This window comes from Ruania rhizosphaerae (genome assembly GCF_009805705.1).
Lineage (GTDB): Bacteria > Actinomycetota > Actinomycetes > Actinomycetales > Beutenbergiaceae > Ruania > Ruania rhizosphaerae.
In genome coordinates, this window is the sequence record NZ_VSMB01000003.1 from 128,687 (window position 1) to 152,659 (window position 23,973).

20 protein-coding genes are annotated in these 23,973 nt (G+C 69.3%); 11 read left to right on the forward strand and 9 right to left on the reverse strand.

The window, feature by feature from the left end:
- The first annotated feature begins 11 nt into the window (after positions 1 to 11).
- The 7 genes from ku (at position 12) to FV560_RS06120 (ending at position 10,106) form a co-directional block, all read left to right on the forward strand.
- The gene (gene ku / locus FV560_RS06090) at positions 12 to 923 is read left to right on the forward strand and encodes a non-homologous end joining protein Ku (protein ID WP_159620521.1); all 912 of its coding nucleotides are present in this window, start codon (positions 12 to 14) and stop codon (positions 921 to 923) included.
- 370 nt (positions 924 to 1,293) lie between these two features.
- Positions 1,294 to 3,183, forward strand: a complete 1,890-nt coding sequence (locus FV560_RS06095) for an ABC transporter ATP-binding protein (protein ID WP_159620524.1) — start codon at positions 1,294 to 1,296, stop codon at positions 3,181 to 3,183.
- On the forward strand, positions 3,183 to 5,003 hold the full coding sequence (locus FV560_RS06100) for an ABC transporter ATP-binding protein (protein WP_159620526.1): 1,821 nt from the start codon (positions 3,183 to 3,185) through the stop codon (positions 5,001 to 5,003). The genes FV560_RS06095 and FV560_RS06100 overlap by 1 nt, the downstream gene beginning before the upstream one ends.
- Before the next feature lie 127 nt (positions 5,004 to 5,130).
- Positions 5,131 to 5,877: a hypothetical protein gene (locus tag FV560_RS06105; protein ID WP_159620528.1), complete on the forward strand. Its 747-nt coding sequence runs from the start codon at positions 5,131 to 5,133 to the stop codon at positions 5,875 to 5,877.
- 145 nt (positions 5,878 to 6,022) lie between these two features.
- On the forward strand, positions 6,023 to 7,630 hold the full coding sequence (locus tag FV560_RS06110) for a hypothetical protein (RefSeq protein ID WP_159620530.1): 1,608 nt from the start codon (positions 6,023 to 6,025) through the stop codon (positions 7,628 to 7,630).
- 44 nt (positions 7,631 to 7,674) lie between these two features.
- Entirely contained in the window at positions 7,675 to 9,393 is a 1,719-nt protein-coding gene (locus FV560_RS06115; RefSeq protein WP_159620532.1) for a metallophosphoesterase family protein, read from the forward strand.
- 23 nt (positions 9,394 to 9,416) lie between these two features.
- Complete coding sequence (locus FV560_RS06120) at positions 9,417 to 10,106, forward strand: vitamin K epoxide reductase family protein (protein ID WP_159620534.1); 690 nt, start codon at positions 9,417 to 9,419, stop codon at positions 10,104 to 10,106.
- A gap of 2 nt (positions 10,107 to 10,108) precedes the next feature.
- Here FV560_RS06120 and FV560_RS06125 read toward each other — a convergent pair whose 3' ends face one another.
- The 7 genes from FV560_RS06125 to FV560_RS06155 form a co-directional block, all read right to left on the reverse strand.
- Positions 10,109 to 11,197, reverse strand: a complete 1,089-nt coding sequence (locus tag FV560_RS06125) for a hemolysin family protein (RefSeq protein WP_159620545.1) — start codon at positions 11,195 to 11,197, stop codon at positions 10,109 to 10,111.
- Positions 11,194 to 12,645 (reverse strand): hemolysin family protein, encoded by a 1,452-nt coding sequence (locus FV560_RS06130; RefSeq protein ID WP_159620555.1) that lies wholly within the window; start codon positions 12,643 to 12,645, stop codon positions 11,194 to 11,196. Before FV560_RS06130 ends, FV560_RS06125 begins: the two co-directional genes overlap by 4 nt.
- Positions 12,646 to 12,887: 242 nt before the next feature.
- Positions 12,888 to 13,604, reverse strand: a complete 717-nt coding sequence (larB, locus tag FV560_RS06135; RefSeq protein WP_275401890.1) for a nickel pincer cofactor biosynthesis protein LarB — start codon at positions 13,602 to 13,604, stop codon at positions 12,888 to 12,890.
- Between the two features lie 47 nt (positions 13,605 to 13,651).
- A complete protein-coding gene (larE, locus tag FV560_RS06140) occupies positions 13,652 to 14,587 on the reverse strand; it encodes an ATP-dependent sacrificial sulfur transferase LarE (RefSeq protein WP_159620557.1) in 936 nt (311 codons plus the stop codon).
- A 3-nt stretch (positions 14,588 to 14,590) separates the two neighbouring features.
- Positions 14,591 to 16,024 (reverse strand): NADP-dependent phosphogluconate dehydrogenase, encoded by a 1,434-nt coding sequence (gndA, locus tag FV560_RS06145; protein WP_159620559.1) that lies wholly within the window; start codon positions 16,022 to 16,024, stop codon positions 14,591 to 14,593.
- Positions 16,025 to 16,100: 76 nt separating this feature from the next.
- Entirely contained in the window at positions 16,101 to 17,138 is a 1,038-nt protein-coding gene (locus FV560_RS06150) for a Gfo/Idh/MocA family protein (protein ID WP_200837552.1), read from the reverse strand.
- Between the two features lie 29 nt (positions 17,139 to 17,167).
- Positions 17,168 to 17,992, reverse strand: a complete 825-nt coding sequence (locus tag FV560_RS06155; protein ID WP_159620561.1) for a sugar phosphate isomerase/epimerase family protein — start codon at positions 17,990 to 17,992, stop codon at positions 17,168 to 17,170.
- Positions 17,993 to 18,069: 77 nt separating this feature from the next.
- Between FV560_RS06155 and FV560_RS06160 the strand changes: the two genes are divergently transcribed.
- On the forward strand, positions 18,070 to 19,077 hold the full coding sequence (locus FV560_RS06160) for a LacI family DNA-binding transcriptional regulator (RefSeq protein WP_159620563.1): 1,008 nt from the start codon (positions 18,070 to 18,072) through the stop codon (positions 19,075 to 19,077).
- A 184-nt stretch (positions 19,078 to 19,261) separates the two neighbouring features.
- Entirely contained in the window at positions 19,262 to 19,777 is a 516-nt protein-coding gene (locus tag FV560_RS06165; protein WP_159620565.1) for a GNAT family N-acetyltransferase, read from the forward strand.
- 52 nt (positions 19,778 to 19,829) lie between these two features.
- On the opposite strand, the gene FV560_RS06170 is transcribed toward FV560_RS06165, so the two are convergent.
- Together FV560_RS06170 and FV560_RS06175 are read right to left on the reverse strand one after the other, a co-directional pair.
- Positions 19,830 to 20,225 (reverse strand): VOC family protein, encoded by a 396-nt coding sequence (locus FV560_RS06170; protein WP_159620567.1) that lies wholly within the window; start codon positions 20,223 to 20,225, stop codon positions 19,830 to 19,832.
- A 5-nt stretch (positions 20,226 to 20,230) separates the two neighbouring features.
- Positions 20,231 to 21,058 carry a helix-turn-helix domain-containing protein gene (locus FV560_RS06175; RefSeq protein ID WP_159620569.1) on the reverse strand — a complete coding sequence of 276 codons (828 nt, stop codon included), beginning with the start codon at positions 21,056 to 21,058 and terminating at the stop codon, positions 20,231 to 20,233.
- An 80-nt stretch (positions 21,059 to 21,138) separates the two neighbouring features.
- On the opposite strand from FV560_RS06175, the gene uxaC reads away from it, so the two are divergent.
- On the forward strand, positions 21,139 to 22,581 hold the full coding sequence (gene uxaC, locus FV560_RS06180; RefSeq protein WP_159620572.1) for a glucuronate isomerase: 1,443 nt from the start codon (positions 21,139 to 21,141) through the stop codon (positions 22,579 to 22,581).
- Positions 22,581 to 23,972 carry a mannitol dehydrogenase family protein gene (locus FV560_RS06185; protein WP_159620574.1) on the forward strand — a complete coding sequence of 464 codons (1,392 nt, stop codon included), beginning with the start codon at positions 22,581 to 22,583 and terminating at the stop codon, positions 23,970 to 23,972. The genes uxaC and FV560_RS06185 overlap by 1 nt, the downstream gene beginning before the upstream one ends.
- The last annotated feature ends 1 nt before the right edge of the window (position 23,973 follow it).

Consider the following 23,973-nt stretch of genomic DNA (forward strand, 5'->3'; position numbering starts at 1 on the left):
AAGGAGCGAGCATGAGGGCGATCTGGAAGGGGTCGGTCACCTTCGGGCTGGTCAACGTCCCTGTCTCGGTCTACAGCGCCACCGAGAGTCACGACGTCAAGCTGCACCAGGTCCACGACGCCGACGGCGGACGCATCCGGTACCAGCGCAAGTGCGAGCAGTGCGGCGAGATCGTGCCGTATGAGCACATCGACAAGGCGTACGTCGACGATGAGCAGACCGTGGTACTCACCGGTGAAGACTTCGCGACCCTGCCGGCCGAACGTAGCCGCGAGATCGACGTGCTGGAGTTCGTCCCTTCCGACCAGGTCGAACCCGTCATGCTCGACTCGTCCTACTACCTCGCGCCCAGTTCCAACTCCGCGAAGTCCTACGTGCTGCTGCGCCGCACGCTCGAGGAGTCCGACCGCACCGCGATCGTCTCGTTCACGCTGCGCCAGAAGACGCGGCTCGCTGCGCTGCGCGTGCGCGGCGAAGTGCTGATGCTGCAGACCCTGCTGTGGGCAGACGAGGTCCGGGCCCCCGAGTTCGAGTCGCTGGAGGGCGACGTGAAGGTCAGCGCCAGGGAGCTCGAGATGTCGGCGGCGCTGGTGGCCGCCTACGAGAAGGACTTCGTGCCCGCCGAGCATGAGGACGAATACCAGATCCAGCTCCGCTCGCTCATCGACGCCAAGCTCGAGAAGGGCGAGGGATACACGGCCGAGGAGACCGTGGAGGAGGAATCGGGGGAGGTGCTCGACCTGATGGAGGCCCTCCGGCGCAGCGTCGAGGCGAGCCGCGGTTCGCGTGGGAGGCAAGGCGCAGCCGATGATGCAGACAGTGCTGACGGTGCCGCAGAGGCCACCGATGCTGACGAGGATTCCGGTTCCGGCGAGCCGAGCAAGCCTGCGCGCACATCCCGACGGCGGTCCAAGAGCGCCTAGGAGAGCCGCTCCCGTCTGAGGCACCGTGGGCGAGCCCGCCGTCGCAGTCCCTGGCGTTGCTCCTCCTGCTGGGCCGAACCCAGGAGTAAGATGGACAGCGTTCTCCGAGGTGGGGGACCGGCGCTCACGGGTACAGGTACAGGCTGACGCGGCCGATGCCGGGCGTTCGACGACGACCTCGAGGAGGCCCACTCCGCTCATGCCGTCTGACCATCCCGGCCGGCAACGCACCGACCCATCCACCAACAGGACCGACACCTCAACCGACTCGCCTTCCCACTCGGCCGGCCACACGGCAACCGAGACCGCGGATTCCGCAGGAGGCGCCACCGCAGGCGCCTCGTCTTCCGCCCGCCCCGGTTCCACACCGATGGAGCCGAGTGCGCTGCCACCGAGCACCGCAGTCGTGGCGACGCTCGCCCGGCTCTATCCGTTCTTCCGGCCGGCCATCCCGCGTTTCGTCGCCGGGATGCTCTGCGCGCTGGGTGCGAGCCTGTGTGCCCTCGGGATCCCGCAGGCCCTGCGCTGGGCCGTCGACGGCCCGCTGATGGGTGCCGTCGGAAGCTCCGACCGCACCGGCATCTGGCAGGCGATCGCTCTGGTCCTGGGCCTCGGTGTGCTGGAGGCCGGGCTGATCGCCGCCCGCCGTGCCTTCATCCTCATCCCGGGAACCAAGGTGGAGGCGAGCATGAGGCTCGCCCTGTTCCGCCACCTGCAGGACCTGCCGAGCGCGTTCCACGACCAGTGGCCCGGTGGGCAGCTGCTCTCCCGCTCGATGTCGGACCTGGGCATGCTGCGACGGTGGCTGTCCTTCGGTCTGGTGATGCTCGTGGTCAACACGTCCACGATCGCCGTCGGTATCGGCCTGATGGTCCACGGTGGGGGCTGGCTCGGCATCGCCTACCTGGCCGGTGCACTGCCGGTGATCTGGTTCTCCTACCGGTTCTCCTCCCGATTCCGGCGCATCTCCCGGCTCAGCCAGGACCAGGCCGGTGACCTCGCCACCACGGTGGAGGAGTCGGTCCACGGGATCCGGGTCCTGAAGGCCTTCGGGCGCGGCCGTGAGGCGTACCAGAACTTCTCCGTGCAGGCAGACCAGCTGCGCCGGACCGAGATGAACAAGGCCCGTACCCTCGGCGCCTTCACCTTTGCCATCACCGCGATCTCGGAGGTGATGCTGGGGCTGTGCCTGCTCGCCGGTGTGTGGCTGGCCATCGAAGGGCAGATCAGCGTCGGTGACCTGGTCGCGTTCTTCGCCACCGCCGTCGTGGTGGCGGGGCCGGTCGAACAGCTTGGGCACCTGGTCTCGATGACCCTCTACGCCAAGACGGCCGTCGACCGCTACTTCGAGGTGCTCGACAGCCCGAACACGGTCGCCGACCCCGAGCACCCCCGGCGCCCGGACGAGGTGCGCGGGCAGGTTCAGTTCGACGGTGTCCACTTCTCCTACCCGGATGAGCCGACACCGGACCAGACCTGGCGAGACCCGGACCGGCCGCGCGAACGTCCACGCACCGAAGTCCTCGACGGGATCGATCTCGAGATCCGCCCGGGGGAGACGATGGCACTCGTCGGCCTCACCGGCTCCGGCAAGTCGACCCTCATCTCGCTCGTGCCCCGTCTGTTCGACGTCACTGCCGGTACCGTGCGCATCGACGGTGTCGACGTGCGCGACTACTCGCGCCACCACCTGCGTGAGATCGTCTCGATCGCGTTCGAGGATTCCACACTGTTCTCGGCGACCGTTCGCGAGAATGTCCTCCTCGGCGCACCGCAGGGACATGACGGCGAGGAGGACCTGCAGCGCGCGCTCACCGTGGCGCAAGCCCAGTTCGCCCATGCTCTTCCCCGCGGCGTCGACACCACCATCGGGGAGGAAGGCCTGAGCCTCTCCGGCGGTCAGCGGCAGCGGCTCGCGCTCGCCCGTGCGGTGGCAGCCCGGCCCCGCGTGCTGGTGCTCGACGACCCGCTCTCTGCGCTGGACGTGGCCACGGAGGAGGCGGTGACGGCGCAACTGCGCCAGGAACTGGCCGGCACCACGACGCTCGTGGTGGCGCACCGACCCTCGACGGTGGCCCTCGCCGATCGGGTGGCCGTGCTCCAGGACGGGCGTATCAGCGCGGTGGGGACCCACACCGACCTGCTGGCCACGCACGAGCACTACCGGTTCGTCATCTCCAGTCTCGTCGATCCGGTCAGCGCTGGGCCGGAGGACGCGGCGGTGCCTCCGAGCACGCGCTCTGCGGAGGTGGGGTTCTGATGCGCGCCGTTCCGGTCACCCCGCGCGGGGTCACCGACGAGGAGAACAGCCACCTCGACCGGGCCGACTCCCGCCTCGTGCGCAGGCGATCGTTGCGCTTGCTGGGCAGTCTGCTCGCTCCGCTCAAGCGGCTGTTCGTCCTCACGGTCGTCCTGGTGGTCGCTGCGCAGGCGGCGAAGGCCGCTGGCCCGGCGCTGATCGCACGTGCCATCGACGTCGGGATCCCAGCAGCCCAGGACGGTTCCTGGGGCCCGGCGGTGCTGACGGGGGCCGTGTATGTCGTCACCGCCCTGGTGGCTGGTGCGGCCACCGCTGGCTACATCCGCCTCGCGGCTCGGGTGAGTCAGTCGATCCTGCTGGACCTGCGTCAGCGCGTGTTCCGTCAGACGCAGCGGTTGAGTCTGGAGTTCCACGAGTCCTACACCTCGGGGCGTATCATCTCCCGGCAGACCGCTGACCTGGACGCGCTCAAGGAGCTGCTCGACTCGGGTATCACCTCGCTGGCGTCGGGTTTCCTCTACATGATGTTCGTGGGGATCTCGCTGTTCCTCCTGGACTGGCAGGCGGGTCTGGTGCTGCTGGTGGCCGTGATCCCGGTGTGGCTGATCACCCGCTGGTTCCAGAAGCGTTCTCAGGTGCTGTACCGGATCTCGCGTGTCGCCTCGGCCCGGCTGATCGTCAACTTCGTCGAGACGATGACCGGGATCCGTGCGGTCCACGCCTTCCGCCGGGAGGACGCCAACAACCGGACCTACGCGGATCTCACCGAGGAGTACCGGCACAACAACGCGCGCACGATGGGCCTGAACGGCATCTACGATCCGGCCCTGCAGCTCACGGGCAATGTGACCGTGGCGGTAGCCATGGCGTTCGGCGCCTTCCGGGTGCTGGACGGACAGCTCGAGGTCGGCGTGCTGATCGCGACCCTGCTCTACACGAAGCGGTTCTTCCAGCCTGTGGGGCAGATGGCGATGTTCTACAACTCCTTCCAGTCCGCCGCGGCAGCGCTGGAGAAGATCTCCGGGCTGCTGGAGGAGGTCCCGACTGTACGTCAGGCTGAACGGCCCGTTCCGCTCCCGACGGCGTCCGGTCACCTCCGCTTCGAGCACGTGCGCTTCGGCTACGGGAAAGACAGCGTCGTGCTGCCCGACCTGGACCTGGACGTCCCGGCCGGGCAAACGGTGGCGTTGGTGGGGCAGACCGGGGCCGGCAAGTCGACGGTGGCGAAGCTGGTGTCTCGCTTCTACGACGTCACCGGTGGCCGCCTGTTGCTCGACGGCGTGGACCTGCGGGAGGTGACGATGCGGGATCTCCGGCGAGCGGTGGTGATGGTGACGCAGGAGGCGTACCTGTTCTCGGGCACGGTGCGTGACAACATCGCCCTGGCCCGCCCCGACGCCGACGATGCAGCGATCGAGGCGGCAGCCCGGGCGGTGGGTGCGCATGACTTCATCACCGCGCTGCCCGAGGGCTACGACTCCGACGTCAACAAGCGCGGTGGCCGCGTCAGTGCCGGGCAACGGCAGCTGATCTCGTTCGCCCGGGCGTTCCTCGCCGACCCTGCCGTCCTCATCCTGGACGAGGCGACCAGCTCGCTGGACATCCCCGGTGAGCGACTCGTACAGCGAGGGTTGCAGACGCTGCTGGCCGACCGGACGGCGATCATCATCGCCCACCGCTTGTCGACAGTGGCGATCGCCGACCGGGTGCTGGTGATGAGCGAGGGGCGCGTGGTCGAGGATGGTGCGCCCGAGGACCTCATCGGTGGTACCGGACGGTACGCGGCTCTCCATCAAGCGTGGCAGGACTCCCTGGTGTGACGCACCGCTGCTCGCGCTCGTCGATCTGGCTGCGGGTCCGGGCCACCCACAGCCAGATCGACGAGCAATTCCGGTCCGCGGTGATCTCCCCTGAGACGCGACGCGCAGTTGCTGCCAGGATGGGACCATGAGCGAAGCGAAGCCTGCCTCGGGTGCCCCACCGGCGTGGATCCGGACCGTCACGACGGTCAGCGGCGCCGTCCTGCTCGCGATCGTGCTCTTCGTGCTCGGCAGTGCGCTGTTGCCGGGCTGGTGGGCGGCGGTGGTGACCGGGTGGGTCGGGGGAGTGGCGAGTGCGGGGGTGCTCGTGGGCTTGCTCTGCGGGGCCGTCTTCACCCTCGTGCCCGTCGCGATCGGCTTCATCGCTGTCCGGTGGCATCGCCCGTGGCGCACCCGCCTCATCATCGGTGGCGTCGCCCTACTCCTGACCCTTCCGCTCGTGCTGACCATCGCGATCGACGTGGCGAGCACGACCGCCGCGCTGGACGCCAAGATCGACATGCAGATCGGAGCTCCCTCGTTCACCGGTGCCACCTATACCGGGGCGCTCGGATCGGCAGCCGTCGCCACCGTGCTCATCCTGCTGCTACTGCGGTGGCGCCGTTCCCGCAAGGAGGTCCGCGCACTGCGTGGCACGGTTGCCAAGAACAAGGAGACCGACCGCGCACGGCGTCAGCGTGAGGAAGCGGCCGAGGAGGCACGGACCCAGGTGGCGCGGGAGGCCGCCGAACGAGCCAAGGAGCGTGAGGGCGGGGCTGCGGGCCCGGACTCTCAGCGTGGTGAGCCTCGCAGTGGCGGGTCCCCGAACGGCGACTCCCGCAGGAAGGACCGGCACCACGGCGACCAGGACGCCGAGGAGACATCCGGCCAGTGAGTCGGAGCCAGTTCGGGACGGGACGCCCCGGTGCGCTCTGAGATGGCGTCGTCGAGGTGACGACGACGTAGACTGTGAGAGGTTCGCGCCGCCACGGGCGGACCTTGACCCATGCCGGGGGGAACAGTTGCGCAGACTTGCCGCCGTGGTTGCGAGCGTGGCTCTCGCGGCCGCTCTGGCCGGGTGTACCGGCTCGATGGAGATCGACTCCGGTCCCAGTTCACCTCCGCCGGATCCGCAGCCCGCTGCCGTTGCCCAGTTGCCTGGGAGCGCGAGCACGCTGGTCACAGGCGATGAGGCTGTTCCGCTGGCACTGACCGCCAGTCGCGAGTTGTTCACGCAGGCCCAGGCGGTGCTGCTCGCCCCGGCCGATGACGAGGCCGCGATCGCGCGGGCGGCCTCGCTTGCGGTCGCGCTGGGAGCGCCGGTCCTCCTTACAGGCGAGGATAACCCCGGCGTCGGCGAGGAGCTGCTCCGGCTGTCCGCCACGACATTGCTACCCGTCGGCGAGGTCGACCTCACCGGGATCGATCTGACCAGCATGAACGTCCAGCCCGTTCCTGCGGAGACGAGTGCCGCCGGCGAATTGCTTGGTATCGATCTCACGGACGCTCCCGCCGGGAGCGGCGCTGATGTCCACTCACTCGCGGATCTGGCGCGAGGTGCCGTGGTCTCCGGCCCCGCCGGGGTTGCCGATGCTGCGGGGCACATGCCCGCGCTGCTCACCGGTGAGCCCGTCGAGGGGATTCAGCTACTTGCCGATGGGGCACCGGAACAGCTGGCAGCCGTCGGCACTGCACGAGCGGCCGGTGCCACGGTCACCGTCCTCGAAGGTGATCCGCGGGCCTCGGCGGCGCAGCTGGCCGACGTCGGTGACACGGAGGCCGTCGTCGGACTGGGTACCAGCTTCGGCGATCCGGAGACGTTCCAGTGGCAGGCGGAGACGGCGCTCTCGGGCACGCAGTTGCCCGGTGGCGGCCAGCTCGCCTTCGACAGCGCCAGGTACGTCGGGCTGTATGGGAGCCCGCACACCGAGGTGCTCGGCGCTCTCGGGGAGCAAGGAACCTCAGAGACGATCGACCGCGCGGCACAGCTTGCCAGCGCCTACCAGGCGCACACCGAGGACGTCGTGGTCCCGACGTTGGAGATCATCGTCACCGTGGCGACGGTGGCCGCGGGAGGCGACGGGAACTACTCGCAGGAGTGGCCCGCGGAGGGCTTCGTGCCGCTGGTCGAGGCGGCCGCCGAGGCAGGTCAGTACGTGGTGCTGGACTTCCAGCCGGGACGGGCGACCTTCCTGGAGCAGGTCCAGCAGTACGAGGAGCTGCTTGACTACCCCCACGTGGGTATCGCACTCGATCCGGAGTGGCGCATCACCGCTGATGAACTGCCAGGGGAGCGTATCGGTTCGGTGTCCGCAGCCGAGGTGAACGACGTGATCACGTACGTGGCCGACTACGTCCGTGAGCAGCGCCTGCCCCAGAAGATCGTGATGATCCATCAGTTCCGCACCAGCATGGTGACCGACCGGTCCGACCTGCTCACGTCCCGGCCGGAGGTGGAGATCGTCATCCATGCCGATGGATTCGGTACGCCCGAGCAGAAGCAGGACACCTGGCAGAGCGTGCGCGCCGGTGCGCCGGCAGGGATCCACTGGGGGTGGAAGGTGTTCTACGACGAGGACGACCCGCGCATGAACTCGGCCGAGGTCATGGCCGTGGAACCCATGCCCGAGTTCGTGAGCTACCAGTGACAGAGCCCGAGCGGCGCGTCGGATGGTGGCACCGGCTGCGCCCCATGACCCGCCGCACCATCCGTGCCTCGATAGCCGTCCTCGTCGCCGCCCTGGTCAGCGTGCTCATCGGCGTACTCACGGCGACCTACACCGGCTCGCTCGGCCCCCACGCCGCGCAGTACTCGGTGCGCCTCAATGGCGAGGTCCGGGTGGACATGGGTCCGCTCGGCGCGCTGATCATCGACTCACCACTCCCGCTGAACCTGGGTGCGGACGTCATCGTCAAGGAGATCCCTGCTGAGCTGACAGCTCCGGGCGCGAGCCCGGTGGCGGGACTGACAGCCGACCTCGAGAGCTACACCCAGTTCCTCGCCAATCCCGAGGCCGCGATCGATGACGCCGTCCAAGGCCTGGTGACGGACGCCGTCGGACGCTCGGTGTTGTTCTTGAGCGTGCTGCTGGTGACGGTGGCTCTGGGACGGCTGGCCGCGCACGGGGTGCTGCGCGATGCCGTGCGCAGCGCCTGGTCACGGACGGGAGTGCCGGCACTGAGTGTGACTCTCACCGCGGTCCTGGTGTCCGTGCCGGTGATCGAGCTGACACGTACCTCCGGCGGGGTGGGCCGCACCTCGACGATCCTCGCCGGGACGCCGCTCGAAGACGCGCGTATCACCGGTCGGCTCGCCACGCTGGTGGACCACTACGGCACCTACGTCGTCGAGGCGATTGATGACAACACCAGCTTCTACGCCGCGGCGCGGGAGAATCTGCTCGCGGCCTATGCAGCCGACCCGCACCCGCTCGCACCCGACCCGGTCGACGTGGCGAGCCCAGGCAGCGATGACAGTACCGACAGCACAGACAGCACAGGCAGTTCCGACGACCCAGACGGCCAGGATGACCCAGGAGGGCCGACGCCCGAGATCGCCGATCCTGGCGACGGTGAGCCCGCCAGCGCCGAGACTGAGGCAGCCGCCCCGGAACCCGCAGATGAGTCAGCCGTGACCACGGCGCTGCTGGTGAGCGACCTGCACTGCAACATCGGGATGGCGGACGTCATCGGTGCGGCGGTCACCGCCTCGGAATCGGACCTGGTGCTCAACGCCGGCGACACCGTGATGGGCGGCACATCCGTGGAGTCGTACTGCATCAACGCCTTCGCTGCAGGGATTCCGGAAGGAGTCCCGGTCGTGGTGGCCGACGGCAACCACGACTCCCGCACCACCACGGCGCAGGAGGAGGCGAACGGCTGGATCGCACTGCAGGGTGACGCCGTCGAGGTCGCGGGCCTACGGATCCTCGGCGATACCGACCCCACCCTGACTTCCCTCGGCGCCCCGACCCGGCCGCAACGCGAGGAGACCATCAACGCGATGGGGAACCGGCTCGCGCGGACGGCCTGCGACCTCGCTGAGCAGGGCCAGGGCATCGATGTGCTGCTCGTGCACAGCCCCTATGCGGGCCGGCAGGCGGCCGAGGCGGGCTGCGCGGCAGCAACGATCTCCGGCCATCTGCATCGCCAGCTCGGTCCGCGCCCACTCGGCTGGGGAGTGCAGTACCTCTCCGCCAGCTCCGCCGGTGCCGGGCACGGCACGCCAACGATCGGCCCGCTCAACAACCCGGCGGTGATGACGGTGCTGCGGTTCGACACCGACACCGGGCTGATGACCCACTACCGGCTGCTGACGATCGGGACCGACACCAGCGCCGAGATCTCCGAGTGGCGTGCGTGGCCCGAGCTGCCGCCGGAGTACGCGGACGTGGACGTCGACCAGGAGTGAGGATGATGGCACATACTGGGGGAGTGAGCACGCAGAACTCCGCCGAGCGGAGCGCAGACGACGAGCACGACCAGCACGACTCATTGGTGGAGGACGGGCAGGCGGCCGAGGCTGTCGATTCGCACGTGGCCGCGGGCGGGTCGGGACGCGAGTACGCCGTTCTCGCGGTGATCACCGGGGTGCTGGGTCTGCTGGCTGCGATCGAACTCATGCTCGACTACCTGCGCATCACCGCCGACCCGGACTACGTGCCGGCCTGCGACCTGAACCCGTTGATCGGCTGCGGGATGTTCCTCGGCAGCTGGCAGTCGAGCGCGTTCGGGATCCCCAACACCATCATCGGGATGGCCGCCTTCCCCGTGGTGCTGGCTACGGGCATGATGCTGTTCGGACGTGCCCGCCTTCCGCGGTGGTACTGGCGCGGTCTCCTTGCCGGCGCCACCTTCGGGATCGGCTTCGTCACCTGGCTGCAGTACCAGGCGATCACCCAGATCGGGGCCCTGTGCCCCTACTGCCTGGTGGTCTGGCTCGTGGTGATCCCGTTCTTCGTGCACACCGTGGCGCGCTGCATGCAGAACGGGGCGCTACCGGTGCCTGCAGGCCTGCGCGACTTCGTGGTGCCGAACCGCTGGCTACTGACGGTGATCTGGTACCTGGCGGTGATCGCGGCCGCCGCCTTCGGCCTGGGAGAGGCTTGGCTGTTGGTGTTCTGACGTCAGGCCTGACGCGGCTGGCGCATTCCGGGTCGCACGCCATGATGTCGAACGGCCGCCGGACGCCGGGAGTCGTCGCGGATGACCCCGACCAGTTCTTCGAGCACATCCTCCAGGGCCACGACACCGAGGGTGGTCTGCCCGTCTCGTACCTCGGCCAGGTGCGCCCCGCCGGACTGCATGGTCACCAGTGCGGTGCGCAGCGAGTCGGAGGCGGCCACCACGGGCATCGTCCGGATCGAGTCCGATTCGATCGGCCGGTCGCGGCGTAGCGGGTCAGTCTCCAGCAGATCCTTGATGTGGACGTACCCGGAGAGGCTGCCGTCGGCGCGCTTGACCGGGAAGCGGGAGAACCCCCCGGCGGACACCGCTTCCGCGCCGGCCGGGGTGATGCCCTCGGGCATCGTGCGCACAGTATGCACCGGCAGCAGCACGCTGGAGACCTGGCGATCGGCGAACTGCAACGCTCCCATCAACAGGCGTTCGTCGTTGAGTTCGAGCAGGCCGCCACTGCGGGATTCCGCAACCAGCCCAGCCACCTCGTCCCGGGTGAATGCGCTGGCCACTTCGTCCTTGGGCTCGATCCGCATCAGCCGTAGCGCGAGATTGGCGATCTGGTTCAGCAGCCAGAGCATCGGATAAAGCACCCGTACCAGGCCGGCCAGCAACGGACCCAGCACCATCGCCGTGCGTTCGGGCCCGGCGAGGGCGATGTTCTTCGGAACCATCTCGCCCAGCACCACGTGCAGGAACGTGATGAGTGCGAAGGCCACCGCGAACGCGATGGGGTGCACGAGTGCCTCGCCCACGCCGATCCCCAGCAGGGGCCCTTCGATCGCATGGGCGATCACGGGTTCACTGACCTGCAGGAGCAGCAGCGAGCAGATGGTGATGCCCAGCTGAGCGCCGGCCATCATCAGCGAGACTCGCTCCATTGCCCACAGGGTGATGCGGGCAACCCGCTTGCCCTCTTTCGCCGCCGGCTCGATCTTGGTCCGGCGTGCGGAGACCAGGGCGAACTCAGAGCCCACGAAGAACGCATTGAGGGCCAGCAGCACCACCGTGAGAACGATTGTCGCGCCGTCGCTCATCGGTCCACCCCCGTCCGCTCGGACCGCTGATCCACGTGTTCGCCGTCATCCTCGGCCGACTCCGCTTCTTCGGTGCAGGGTTCGGCGTCCTCTGCGTCCGGATCGATCGGCGTCAGGGTGACGCGCACCCGCTCCACCCGGTGCCCGTCCAGGCTGACCACCTCGAAGAGCACCTGCACCCGGCCGGGCTCGTCGTCCCGGTCGACCGTCAGCTCGATCTGGTCACCGGGTTCGGGCAAGCGCTCCAGCTCATCTGCGAGCAGGCCACCGACAGTGTCGTAGGCCTCGTCCTCGGGCAGGATAGCGTCGATCAGCTCGCTGACCTCGTCCACTCGCATGAGCCCAGGGATGGTCCAGGAGCCGTCATCCTCAGCCACGGGCTCCGGTTCGTCTTCGTCGTGCTCGTCGCGGACCTCGCCGACGATCTCCTCGACGAGGTCCTCCAGTGTGACCAGGCCGGCGGGGGAGCCGAACTCGTCGATCAGGACGGCCATCTGCAGCCCTCCGGCGCGTAGATCGTCCATCAGAGTGTCGAGTTCGAGGGAGTCGGGCACGAGGGTCGCTTCGGTCAGGACCTGAGAGACCGGAACGTCGTCTCGACTGTCGAAGGGTACCGAGAGGGCTCCGCGGACGTGGGCAAGTCCCACGACCCGGGAGTCGGTGTGCCCGTTGTCCTGAACCATCTCGATCACCGGGAAGCGGGAGTGCCCCGACGCCTTGGCAGCGGAGATCAGATCCGTCAGCGAGTCGTCCGGGCGCATGCTGACGACCTGCGAGAGCGGGGTCATCGCATCGCGTGCACGCCGGTCACCGAAGGCGAGTGAGCGCTCGACCAGCTCGGCGGTGTCCTCGGGCAGCACCCCTTCGCGAGCCGAGTGCCGCACAAGCGCCGAGAGTTCCTCAGCAGACCGGGCCGAGGCCAGCTCCTCCTGAGGTTCGATACCCATCAGTCGCAGGATCCGGTTGGCAGTGCCGTTGAAGAATCGGATCGGCCAGGTGTTGACCCAGGTGAATCCGCGCTGGAAACGCACGACCGCCTTGGCGGTGCGCAGCGGTTGAGCGATCGCGAGGTTCTTCGGGATGAGTTCCCCGACGATCATGGTCACGGCCGTCGCCAGCAGCATCGCTATCGTCAGTGAGACCGACCGGGTGGCCGTGTCACTGAGACCGGCTGAGCCCAGCGGTCCCTGCAGGAGCCGAGCGATGGATGGTTCCGCCAGGTAGCCGATCCCGAGATTGGTGACCGTGATGCCCAGCTGGGCACTGGAGAGCTGGGTGGACAGGGTGCGCAGGGCGCCCAGTACCCGGGTGGCGCCGCGGTCACCGGCAGCGGAGTCGGCCTCCACCTGGGCCCGGTTGACGGTGACGAACGCGAACTCGGCAGCGACGAATGCGCCGCATGCCGCCACCAGCGCCATTGCCAGAATGAGGAAGAGGATCTCGGTCACGGGTGTACCTGCTCAAGGTGGCCCGTGAACGAACGCGAGGGATGCCCGGGCGTCAGGACGCCGCTGGGCCAGGGTCTATGACCCTCCAATGAGTCGGACTCCGATGCTGAGTCCGTCGTGGAAGAGCCGGTACTGTCATAGTCGCCGGTGGCGGCCATGGTCTCCATCCTGTCTGAGCCCTGCACGGTGCAGGGATGCGGGAGATTCTAGCGGGTTGTTCACGTGGAGTGAGCGCTCGCCGGTCACGGGCTGTGGATCGCTGAAGCGTCGGTGGTGTCCGGCCGCGGGTGACGAGCGATCTGTGCGGCCAGATGGCCGGCACCATAACCGTTGTCGATATTGACCACCGCGACGCCAGGAGCGCATGCGTTGAGCATGGTCAGCAGCGGTGCCAGGCCGTCGAAAGCGGCCCCGTAGCCCACCGAGGTCGGCAAGGCCACCACGGGCACCTCCACGAGCCCGGCCACGACGCTGGGCAGGGCGCCGTCCATGCCGGCTGCGACGACGATCACATCGGCGGCCCGGAGCTCGGGCAGCCGCGCCAGGATCCGGTGCAGACCCGCGACCCCCACGTCGGCGATGAGATCGGTGCGTCGTCCCAGATAGCCCGCGGTGAGTTCCGCTTCGCGTGCGACCGCTAGATCGGACGTTCCGGCCGTGACCACCAGCACCATGCCACCGGTCGGGTCGGGTGGGTGCGGTGGCCACGCCAGCAGGCCGGCGTCGGGGTAGTCGGCCGCATCGGGAAGTGCGGCCAGGACGGAAGCGGCGTGGTCGCGGTTCGCCCGGGTGAAGAGGGTGGTGGTTCCACCGCGAGCTGCGCTGGCGGCGCCCGCGCCGGCTCCGATGCGGGCGGCGATGGCGTGCACCTGGTCCGGAGTCTTCCCGGCGCAGTAGACGGCCTCGGGGTAGCCGCGGCGCGCCATCCGGTCCTGGTCCAGATTCGCGAACGCGGACACGGCGGCCAGTGAGGCGGGTATAGCAGGTGCAGCTGGTGGGTCTGTGCTCACGATGCCGCATGCTCCGTGCCGAGCAGAGTGAGCGAGAACGCCCCGGATTGCAGGCCGCGCACGTCCACGGCGGCGAATGCGAATCCACTGTCCCGTGCCAGCAGGTGCACCTCGGCCCGCATCTCGGGGGCCCAGGCTCGTTCGAGCTCGCCTTCCACCAGCTCGATCCGTGCGACCTCGCCGTGGTGTCGTACGCGGCAGTCGCTGAATCCGAGCGCGCGCAGGCCCGCCTCGACCCGCTCCACCTGGCGCAACTTCTCGGGCGTGACGCTCTGATGGTGCGGGATGCGCGAAGCCAGGCACGGAGCAGCGGGCTTCTCCGCACACGGCAGGGCGAACGCCCGCGCGATCGCCCGCACCTGTGCCTTCGAGGCACCGGCGTCGGCGAGCGGACGCAGGATCCGGTGGTTCGTCGCGGCCTGCGAACCCGGCCGGTCGGGGCGAGTGGCGTCGTCGGCGTTCTCCCCGTAGGCCACGGCACCGAGTCCGTGTGCGGTGACCACCTCATCGGAGATCCGGCTGAACAGCTCGTCCTTGCAGTGGAAGCAGCGGTCCAGGCCATTGCGTTGGTACGCGGGATTCTCGCCCTCGCGGGTGTGGACCTCGATCACCCGGGCGCCGATGTGCCCGGCGACGTCGTGCGCCGCGAGCCGTTCCTCGGCGGCCAGGCTGGGGGAGACGCCGAGCACCGCCACCACCTGCCCCGGTCCCAGCTCGTGCACGGCCAGGGCCAACAACGTCGCCGAGTCGACGCCGCCGGAGTAGGCCACCCCGAGGGGGCCTTGACCCCGGACGCCGGCACGAACGTGGTCGGCTACCTGGAGGGCATCCGCATCCAGGTGCCCACCCGCGATGGCGTCGGCGAAGGCCGTTGACGCCGCTGAGGCGATGCTCGCGCCGTCCGCCGTCGGGGTGGTTCCTGGAGCGGTCATACGTCAGTCCAGCTTGGTCTCGGAGCGGTCGGCGGACCACTCGGTGTGGAAGGTGCCTTCGGCGTCCACCCGCTGATAGGTGTGCGCACCGAAGAAGTCCCGCTGCCCCTGGATCAGGGCGGCCGGCAACCGCTCGGCCCGGACAGCGTCGTAGTAGGAGACGGCGGCCGCGAACCCGGGTACCGGCACCCCGGCCTCGAACGCCCGGGCGAGGACCCGGCGAGTACCGTCGGAGGCGTCCGCCAACCCGGCGGCGATGCTCGGGGCGGCGAGCAGCGTGGGAAGCTGGCCGGCGGCGTACTCGGAGCGGATCCGCTCCAGCAGGCGGGCACGGATGATGCACCCCGCGCGCCAGATCGTTGCCACAGCTGCAACGTCAATGTTCCAGCCGTACTGCTCGCTCGCAGACCGGATCAAGTGCAGACCCTGCGCGTAGGCCACCACCTTCGCGCTCCACAGCGCCTGGCGCACGTCCTCGATCAGCGTGGCCTTGTCCTCCGGGGTGAACGAGTGGGCCGGGCCGCTCAGGTGCTCACGGCCGGCGGCACGCAAGTCCAGATGACCGGAGACCGAGCGGGCGAAGACCGACTCGGCGATCGTGTTCACCGGCACGCCCAGCTCGAGAGCGATCTGCACGGTCCACCGGCCCGTGCCCTTCTGCCCGGCAGAGTCGGCGATCACGTCCACCAGTGCCTTGCTGGTGGTGGCGTCGGTCTGATCGAGCACCTCCGAGGTGATCTCGATCAGGTAGGAGTCCAGGTCACCGGTGTTCCACTCGCGGAACACGTCGGAGATCTCCGGCACGCTCAGGCCACCGGCACGGAGGACGTCGTACGCCTCGGCGATGAACTCCATATCAGCGTACTCAATACCGTTGTGCACCATCTTCACGAAGTGACCGGCACCGTCGGGGCCGATGTAGGTGCAACAGGGTGTTCCGTCGTAGGAGGCGGCGATGGTCTCCAGCAGGGGGCCGATCGCCTCGTACCCTTCCTTGGAGCCACCGGGCATGATCGAAGGCCCGTTCAGGGCGCCCTCCTCACCACCGGAGATGCCGACACCGAAGAAGTGCAGGCCCTTCTCACGCAGTGCTTCCTCGCGCTTGCGGGTGTCCTCGTAGTGGGCGTTCCCACCGTCCACCACGATGTCGCCTTCCTCGAGGTGCGGCAGCAGGGCCTCGATCGTGGCGTCGGTACCGGCGCCGGCCTGCACCATGATCACGATGCGACGGGGCCGCTCCAGGCTGGCCACGAACTCTTCAATGGTGGTGGAGGGGACGAAGTCTCCGTCCTTGCCATGCGCGGCCATCAGGTCGTCGGTGCGGGCGGTGGTGCGGTTGTACAGCGCCACCGTGTAGCCGTTGTTGGCGAAGTTCCGGGCGAGGTTGCGTCCCATGACGGCCAGGCCGACGACGCCGACGTGAGCGGAGGAGGTCATCTGTTGCGATCCTTTGTCGATGGTTGCGGGCTCGGTGCCGATCGTGCCAGGTCAGCGGCCAGGGTGCTGGCCCGTCTCACCCTGAGATCGGTGCCCGGCCGCGCAGATCGGGGGAGGCGTCGTAGACCTGCGCGATGGCGGCCACGGTGGCGGCGCCGTCGTCGATCCCGATCCAGAACGGGTCGCGATCACCCAGCCGGGCGTAGAAGTCCTCGATGAGCAGCCGGTGGGAGTCTCCCCAGTAGCTGCGTCCGGAACCGGCGCGCTGTGCCGTGACGTTCTCGCTGCGTCCGTCGGTCCACTGCACGGTCAGATCACCGGCCATGACGGCGGAGCCCAGCTCGGCATGCACCTCCAGCGTGACCGGGGCGTTCAGCGGGTAGGTGTTCGTGGCGTGCAGCACCGACCGCACGCCACCGGCGTGGGTGAGCAGCATCTCGGCGGTGTCCTCCACCTCGATCGCCTCACCCAGCAGGTGTGTGGCCGCGCGGCCGGTGACAGACGTGGCTGGACCGAGCAGCCACAGCAACAGATCGAGAGTGTGGATCGCCTGGTTCATCAGCACCCCGCCGCCGGCCTGGGCCCACGTTCCCCGCCAGGGCCTGGCTGCGTAGTACTCGGGTGTGCGATGCCAGCTGACGGCGGCTCTCGCCCCGTACACGGCGCCGAGCGCTCCGGAGGTGATCAGTTCGTGCAGGCGCCGGTTGGGTGGGTTGTACCGGTTCTGGTAGACCACGCCCGAGCGCACGCCGCGGCGCTGGGCCGCATCGGCGGCCTCGACGAGGCGCTGCGCCTGGGGGACCGACTCGGCAACGGGCTTCTCCAGCAGCAGGTGCGCTCCGCCGTCGAGGGCCTCCAGGGCAACGGGCACATGCTCGGCGTGCGGGGTGCAGACGTGCACCACACTCGGGCGGGCTTGTGCGAGCAGCTCCTGGGCGCTGGTGTAGGCCTGAGTGCCCAGTCGTTGCGCGAGTGCCTGCGCCCGGACGGGGGAGACGTCGCACACCCCGACCACGGGGATCTGCAGGGCGGTCAGTGCCTCGGCGTGGAGGGGGGAGATGTCCCCGCAGCCGACGATGGCGGCCGTGGGATGAGGAGTACCGGAGGGTGTCACGGTGCCCATTGTCTGGTGTGCTCGTGTGCTCACGCGTAGGCGATGCCCTCGGCGTCCAGCAGCGACGTGAACGCGCGGTGTGCCTCAGTGAACAGCTCCGGGCCGGAGAAACCACCGAAGGTTCCCACCGCGCTCAGGTGCGGTTCGAGGGAGAAGAACCCGTCGAAGCCATCGGCCGCCAGGGCGCGCATGGTCTCGGCCACCTCACCATCCCCCTGGCCGGCGGGGACAACGGTGCCGTCCGCGAGCAGCGCGTCCTTGATCTGGACGTAGGCGGTGTGCGGGCGCAGGAGTTCGTAGCCGTCGGTGAATGGGCGCACACCGCACTGGACGAAGTTCGCCGCGTCCCAGGCCAGACGCAGGTGGTCGTTGTCGACGGTGGTGACGATGTCGTGGCACCGGGAGGGGATGTCGCCGTAGATCTCCTTCTCGTTCTCGTGCAGCAGCACCAGACCCTCGGCGGCGCCCACGGTCGCGAGCGCATCCATCCGGCGCAGCACCTCGCTACGTACCGTTGCCGGCTCGGCACCGTTGAGGAAGAACGAGAAGAGCCGGACGTACGGCGCCTTGAGACGGTGGGCGACGTCGGCGGCGTGCTTCATCGCGTCCAGGTGCTGGCCGAAGTCGTCGCCGATGCCGATCTTGCCGATCGGGGAGCCGATGGCGGAGACCTTCAGGCCGGCGTCGGCCAGGGTGTCCGCCACCCGCGCCAGTTGAGCGTCGCTGAGGGCCAGGACGTTGGTGCCCCAGGCGCTGCGGAACTCGATGTGCGTGAGCCCGAGCGCGGTGGCGACCTCCACCTGGGTGTCGAAGTCGGGATCGATCTCGTCGACGAATCCGGAGAGAGTCCACATGCCATCCAGGCAACTGGCCGTGAGACGGCGGCGGCAAGCGGTTGCCACTTGTTGTTGCCGCCGCCTACGGTGGGCCAGTGGTCAGTGAGGGCGAGCGACGGCAGACGACCATCTACGACGTCGCAGCCGCGGCCGGGGTCGCGCCCTCGACCGTCTCCCGGGCGTTCTCGCGACCGGGCAGAGTGCGCGCGGAGACCGCCGAGCGGATCCGGGCCGTCGCGGCCGAACTGGGGTATCGCGCCAACCCCCAGGCTCGTGCGCTGACGACGACGCGCACAGGCATGCTCGCGCTGGTGCTGGCCGATGTGACCAACCCGGTGTTCGCGGAGGTGGTGCGTGGGGCGGGCCGGGCGTGCGAACGCGACGGGTACACCCTGCTGCTGGCTGAGACGGAGGAGTCGGCCGAGAAGGAACGTGCGATGGTCGATCGCGCGCAGGGATCGGTCGATGCGATCGTGCTGACGAGCTCGCGGATGTCCGACGCCGCCATCCGGCAGATCGCCAAGGTTGAACCACTCGTGGTGCTCAACCGGGAGGTGCCGGGGGTCCCGTCGGTGCTCGTGGACTTCGAACCGGCGATGCGGCGGATCACCGAGCATCTCGCCGAGCTCGGTCACCGGCAGATCACCTATGTGGCCGGCCCGGAAGCATCGTGGGCGGATGGGATGCGCTGGCGCGGGTTGCGGTTGGCCACCGAGCACCTGGGAATCCGGTTACGCCGGGTCGGGCCGGTCGCCCCGACGGTCGCAGGTGGTCAGACGGCGGTCGTCGACTGGGACGACCACCGCACCAGCGCTGTGGTCGCCTACAACGACATGGTCGCGATCGGCATCGTCCGGCGGCTGACTGCGTCCGGGGTGCGGGTTCCGGAGGATGTCAGCGTCGTCGGATTCGACAACACTCCGGTCGGGGAGCTGGTGACTCCGGCGCTGACGACCGTGGCGGCGCCGCTGCGGGCGCTGGGGGAGACCGGGGCGTCGAACGCGATCGCACTCGCCGCGGGCGCCCGGTCCCGGGCGACCGATCCCATCCGGCTGCCCACGCGGCTGATCGTGCGGGAATCGACCGGCCCGGCGCGGGACTGAGCGCTCGCAGGTGGCAGGCCCACCCAGCGCGTTCGAATCCCGGTGCGGCATTCGAATCCCGCTCCGGGGGTTGTGACGGGCTTCGAATGCCGCAACGGGATTCCAACGGCCGGGGTGTCCGGTGAACGCCTGGATCGGGCTGGCTGTCAGGGCGCGTCGCGTGGTCACCTCGTACTCTTGTGCGATGGTCGAGGTACGACACGCCGTTCGCTCGGATGTTCGGGCCATCAGCGAACTGCGGGTGGCGGGCTGGCGTGCCGCCTACACCGGTCTGGTGCCGCAGGAGATGCTCGACCGGCAGGACCCGGAACGTGAGGCCGAGCGCCGGGATGCGGCCTGGGAGTCGCGCACCTGCGACGCGGAGCTGGTTGCCGTGGACGAGCGCGGCTCGGTGGTTGGCTGGGCGGTGGCCGGAGCGGCCCGTGACGAGGCCTGGACGGGTGCAGGCGAGCTCTACGCGCTGTATGCCCACCCCGAACACTGGTCCACCGGGGTGGGTCACGCGCTCATCCGGGCCGCCGAGAACGTGCTCCGTGAGGCGGGATACCGGCGCGCCTACCTCCTGGTGCTGACCGGGAACGAGCGTGCCGCCCGTTTCTACGAGCGGCACGGCTGGATCGAGGACGGCACCGAGGTACGTGATGAGCGACCCTTGGGGGTGTTGGTGGAGCGTCGGCGGGTCCGCTCCCTGGCGGGGTGAGGCTCACCGCGTGTGATGCACGTGGGCCGACGACCTGCCTGGGTCTCTCGCGTCAGTGCGGTCTCTCGCCCGCGTAGGACCCGCAGCTCCAGAAGTTCCCTTCGGGGTCGAGCACAGAGGCGCTGCGGCCGCCGAAGTCCTGGTCGGCCGGTTCCTGCTCGGGCCGGCCGCCGGCGGCCACGGCACGTGCGAACCAGCCATCGACGTCATGGTCGTGTTCCGTGACCAGGTAGGCGGCCGCATGTCCGGCAGTCTGGTCGAGGACGCTGCCGTCCCCGCGGATGCTGCCGAGCATGACGCCGCCGGTTCCCCGCCAGGTGAGCTGAGCATGTTCGACCGTCTGGTCCGGTCCGTCGACGACGAGGGCGCGTTCGAAACCGATCGCCTCGAGGAAGGCGATCAGGGTGCGGGCATCTCGGGCACGAAAGCAGGTGTGAAGTGTGTTCATGGCACTCACTGTGCGCCACCAGCTCGGGTGAGGTCTTGAACATTCGGGAACTCGGTGCGCAGCGAGCGCGCCGGTGCGCGGCCGGTCGTGGCGGTCCAGTCGCGTGTGAGGTGCGACTGGTCGGCGTATCCGGCGGTGGCAGCGACGGTAGCGAGGTCCAGGCCCTCGTGAGCGAGTGCCCGGGCGGTCTCGAACCGGGCGATCCGGGCCGCTTCCTTCGGGCGCAGGCCGAACTCGCCGCCGAACTGTGCGCTCAGGTGGCGCCGTGACCAGCCGACGGCCCGGGCGATCGCGTCGATGGACTCGGTGCCGCGGCTGGTCCGGATCAGCCGCCACGCCTCGACCACCTCCGGCCGCGGGCGGGTTGATCGGGTGCGGTCGAGGCCACCCGCGGTCTCCACCAATCCACGGCGGAGCATGGCAGGACGTGCGTGGTCCGGAGCGTCCAGCACGGCAGTGACGAGGCGGTGCAAGGGGGCGGCGGGAAGATCGCCGAGCTCGAGGATGTGCCGGGTGATCGTGGCGAGCGGTACGCCGAGCAGCGTCCTGACTCCCCACGGCGAGAGAGCCAGTTGCATCCCGTGCTGGCGACCATGTGTCCGCACCAGCGAGGGGCGTGTGTGCAGCCCAGCCACCAGGACCCGAAACTCGCCATGACCGGCCTCGTCAGCCCACCCGACATCGGTCGGTCGATCGAAAGCGAGGACGATCGTGGCAGTGAGGCTGGGGACGCCGAAATGCACGGCATCAGGGGGAAGGGCCAGGTCGAACCACGCGGTTCGCGCGACGCCGAGCGACTGTGCCGCGCCGGCCGCGGAGTCTCGCTCACCCATGCTCCGACGATAGCCGTCGCCGCCGGGCAACTCGTGGCAACGGGTTGCTGTACAGCGCCGGGAACCGGTTTCGTAGCGGCGTGTCCACGACAACGCCACCGCTTGAGCTCCACCCAGACCGCCTGCTGCCCGCCGACCCCAGCCGGCGGGAGATCTCCCGCCGCTTGTACGAGTCGGTGCGGGACCTGCCGATCATCTCCCCGCACGGGCATGTGCCGCCGAGCTGGATCAGCGAGGACACCCCGTTCCGGGACCCGACCTCGCTGCTGATCACCCCGGACCACTACATCAACCGGATGCTGCACGCCCACGGGGTCCCTCTCAGCGACCTGGGTGTGGGCCGCGAGCCAGGCGACGGCTTCGACGACGCTGCCGCTCGCTCGGCGTTCCGTGCACTGTGCACGCACTGGTCCGCCTACCGCGGTACCCCGGTGCGGTACTGGCTCGAGGAGGAGCTGGCCGGCATCTTCGGCGTGACTGTGCGGCCCAGTGCCGAGACCGCGGACGCCATCTACGACCAGATCGCCGCGAAGCTTGCCGAACCGGACTTCCGGCCGCGTGCCCTCATGGACGCCTTCGGGATCGAGGTGCTCGCCACGACCGACGACCCGTGCGACACCCTCGACGAGCACGCAACGCTTGCCGCCGATACGACCTTCACCTCTCGCGTCGTCCCGACCTTCCGCCCGGACAAGTACCTCGACCCGGCGCTGCCGACCTGGACGGCGGATGTGGACCGGCTCGGTGAAGTCTCGGGTATCGACACCAGTACCTACTCCGGGTACATCGCTGCGCTGGAGGACCGCCGACGCTACTTCGTCTCCCGTGGAGCCGTCTCGGCCGATCACGGCGTGATCGACGCCGTGACCGTGATCCTCGACGAGCCGGAGGCAAGCCGGATCTTCGCCGCGGCCCGCGCCGGCGCCGCCACTGAGGACGAGACGACTGCCTTGCGGCGCCACATGCTCACCGAGATGGCCAGGATGTCCTGCGAGGACGGCCTGGTCATGACCATCCACCCGGGGGTGCGCCGCAACCACCACACACCCACCTGGCAGGAGTACGGGCCCGACGTCGGCTGCGACATCCCGATCGCGGTGGAGTACACCGACGCGCTGCGTCCGCTGCTGAACGCCTACGGCACCCACCCGAACTTCACGCTGGTGCTGTTCACCATCGACGAGACCGTGTACTCCCGCGAACTCGCCCCGCTGGCCGGGTTCTACCCCTCGGTGTACGTCGGTGTGCCCTGGTGGTTCATCGACGCTCCGGAGGCGATCCGCAGGTTCCGCTCCACCGTGACCGAGACGGCCGGGTTTTCCCGCACGTCCGGCTTCATCGACGACACCCGGGCGTTCTGCTCCATCCCGGCCCGGCACGATATGAGCCGCCGGCTCGACGCCGGCTACCTCTCGGAGCTGGTGGTCGAGCACCGGCTGCCCGAGGACGAGGCCTTCGAAGCCATCCACGATCTCGTGGTCACCAACCCGCGCAGGGTGTTCAAGCTAGGAGGGCAGTCCTGATGACACGTCCCACGACACTGCGTCTCGCCCGAGGCCTCGACGGCCTGCCCGCCGCCAGCGCTCCCGTGCGGATCGTGCACCTGGGAGTGGGCAACTTCCACCGTGCCCACCAGGCCTGGTACACCCACCACGCGCCCGACGCCGAGGGATGGGGGATCGCCGCGTTCACCGGCCGCCGGCCCGACCAGGCCGACGCACTGGCCCCGCAGGACGGGCTCTACACCCTCATCACGAAGGGGCCGGACGGCGATGAGGTCGAGGTCATCTCCTCGATCGTGGCCGTGCACCCGGCCGCCGACCACGAGGCCTACCTGGCCTACCTGCGCGACCCGGCCGTGGTGATCGTGACGCTCACGGTGACCGAACACGGGTACCGCAGGGACGCCGTCGGGAACCTGGACCTGGCTGCCGAGGATGTGGCGGCCGATGTGGCCGCCCTGCGCAAGGACCCGAAGGCACCGGTGACCTCGGCGCCGATGCGGTTGGTGGCCGGTTTGCTGGCCCGGCGTGCGGCCGGGGCGACGGCGATCACGATCCTGCCGTGCGACAACTTGCCGGACAACGGGGATGTCGCCCGCACCCTCGTGATCGACGGCGCGGCAGCGATCGACGAGTCGCTCGTGCCGTGGATCGAGCAGCACGTGGACTTCGCCACCTCGATGGTGGACCGGATCACCCCGGCCACCACCGACGACGACCGCGCCCTGGCGGCTGACCGGCTCGGCTACACCGACGCCGCCCCGGTTCCGACCGAGCCGTTCTCCGAGTGGGTCATCTCCGGCAGATTTCCCGGCGGTCGCCCCCGATGGGAGGACGCCGGCGCGCAGATCGTCGACGACGTCGCCCCGCACGAGCGCCGCAAGCTGTGGTTGCTGAACGGTTCCCACTCCCAGCTCGCCTACGTGGGCAGCGCCCGGGGCCACGAGACCATCGACGCCGCCATCGCCGACCCGCAGTGCCGGGCGTGGGTGGACCAGTACTGGGACGAGGCCGAACGCAACCTGAGCCTGCCGCGCGAGGAGGTGCAGGCATACCGGGATGCGCTCATCGCGCGCTACGAGAACCCGCGCGTGCGTCACCTCACCGCCCAGATCGCCCACGACGGTTCCCAGAAGCTGCCGGTGCGCACCTTGCCGACGCTGAAAGCCGAACGTGCCGCCGGCCGGGTCCCCGTCGGCTGCGCCACGACGTTAGCGGGCTGGGTGCTGCACCTGCGCGGTATCGGGGCTCCCGTGCACGATCCGGGTGCCGGACCGGCTCAGGAGGCCGCCGGCGCTGGGCCGATCGCCGAGGTCGTGCCTGCAGTGCTGGAGACTCTGCAACCCGGGCTGGGGCAGGACGCTGAGCTCGTGAGTGCCGTAGTCGAGCAGGCCCAGGCGATCACTGCCTGAC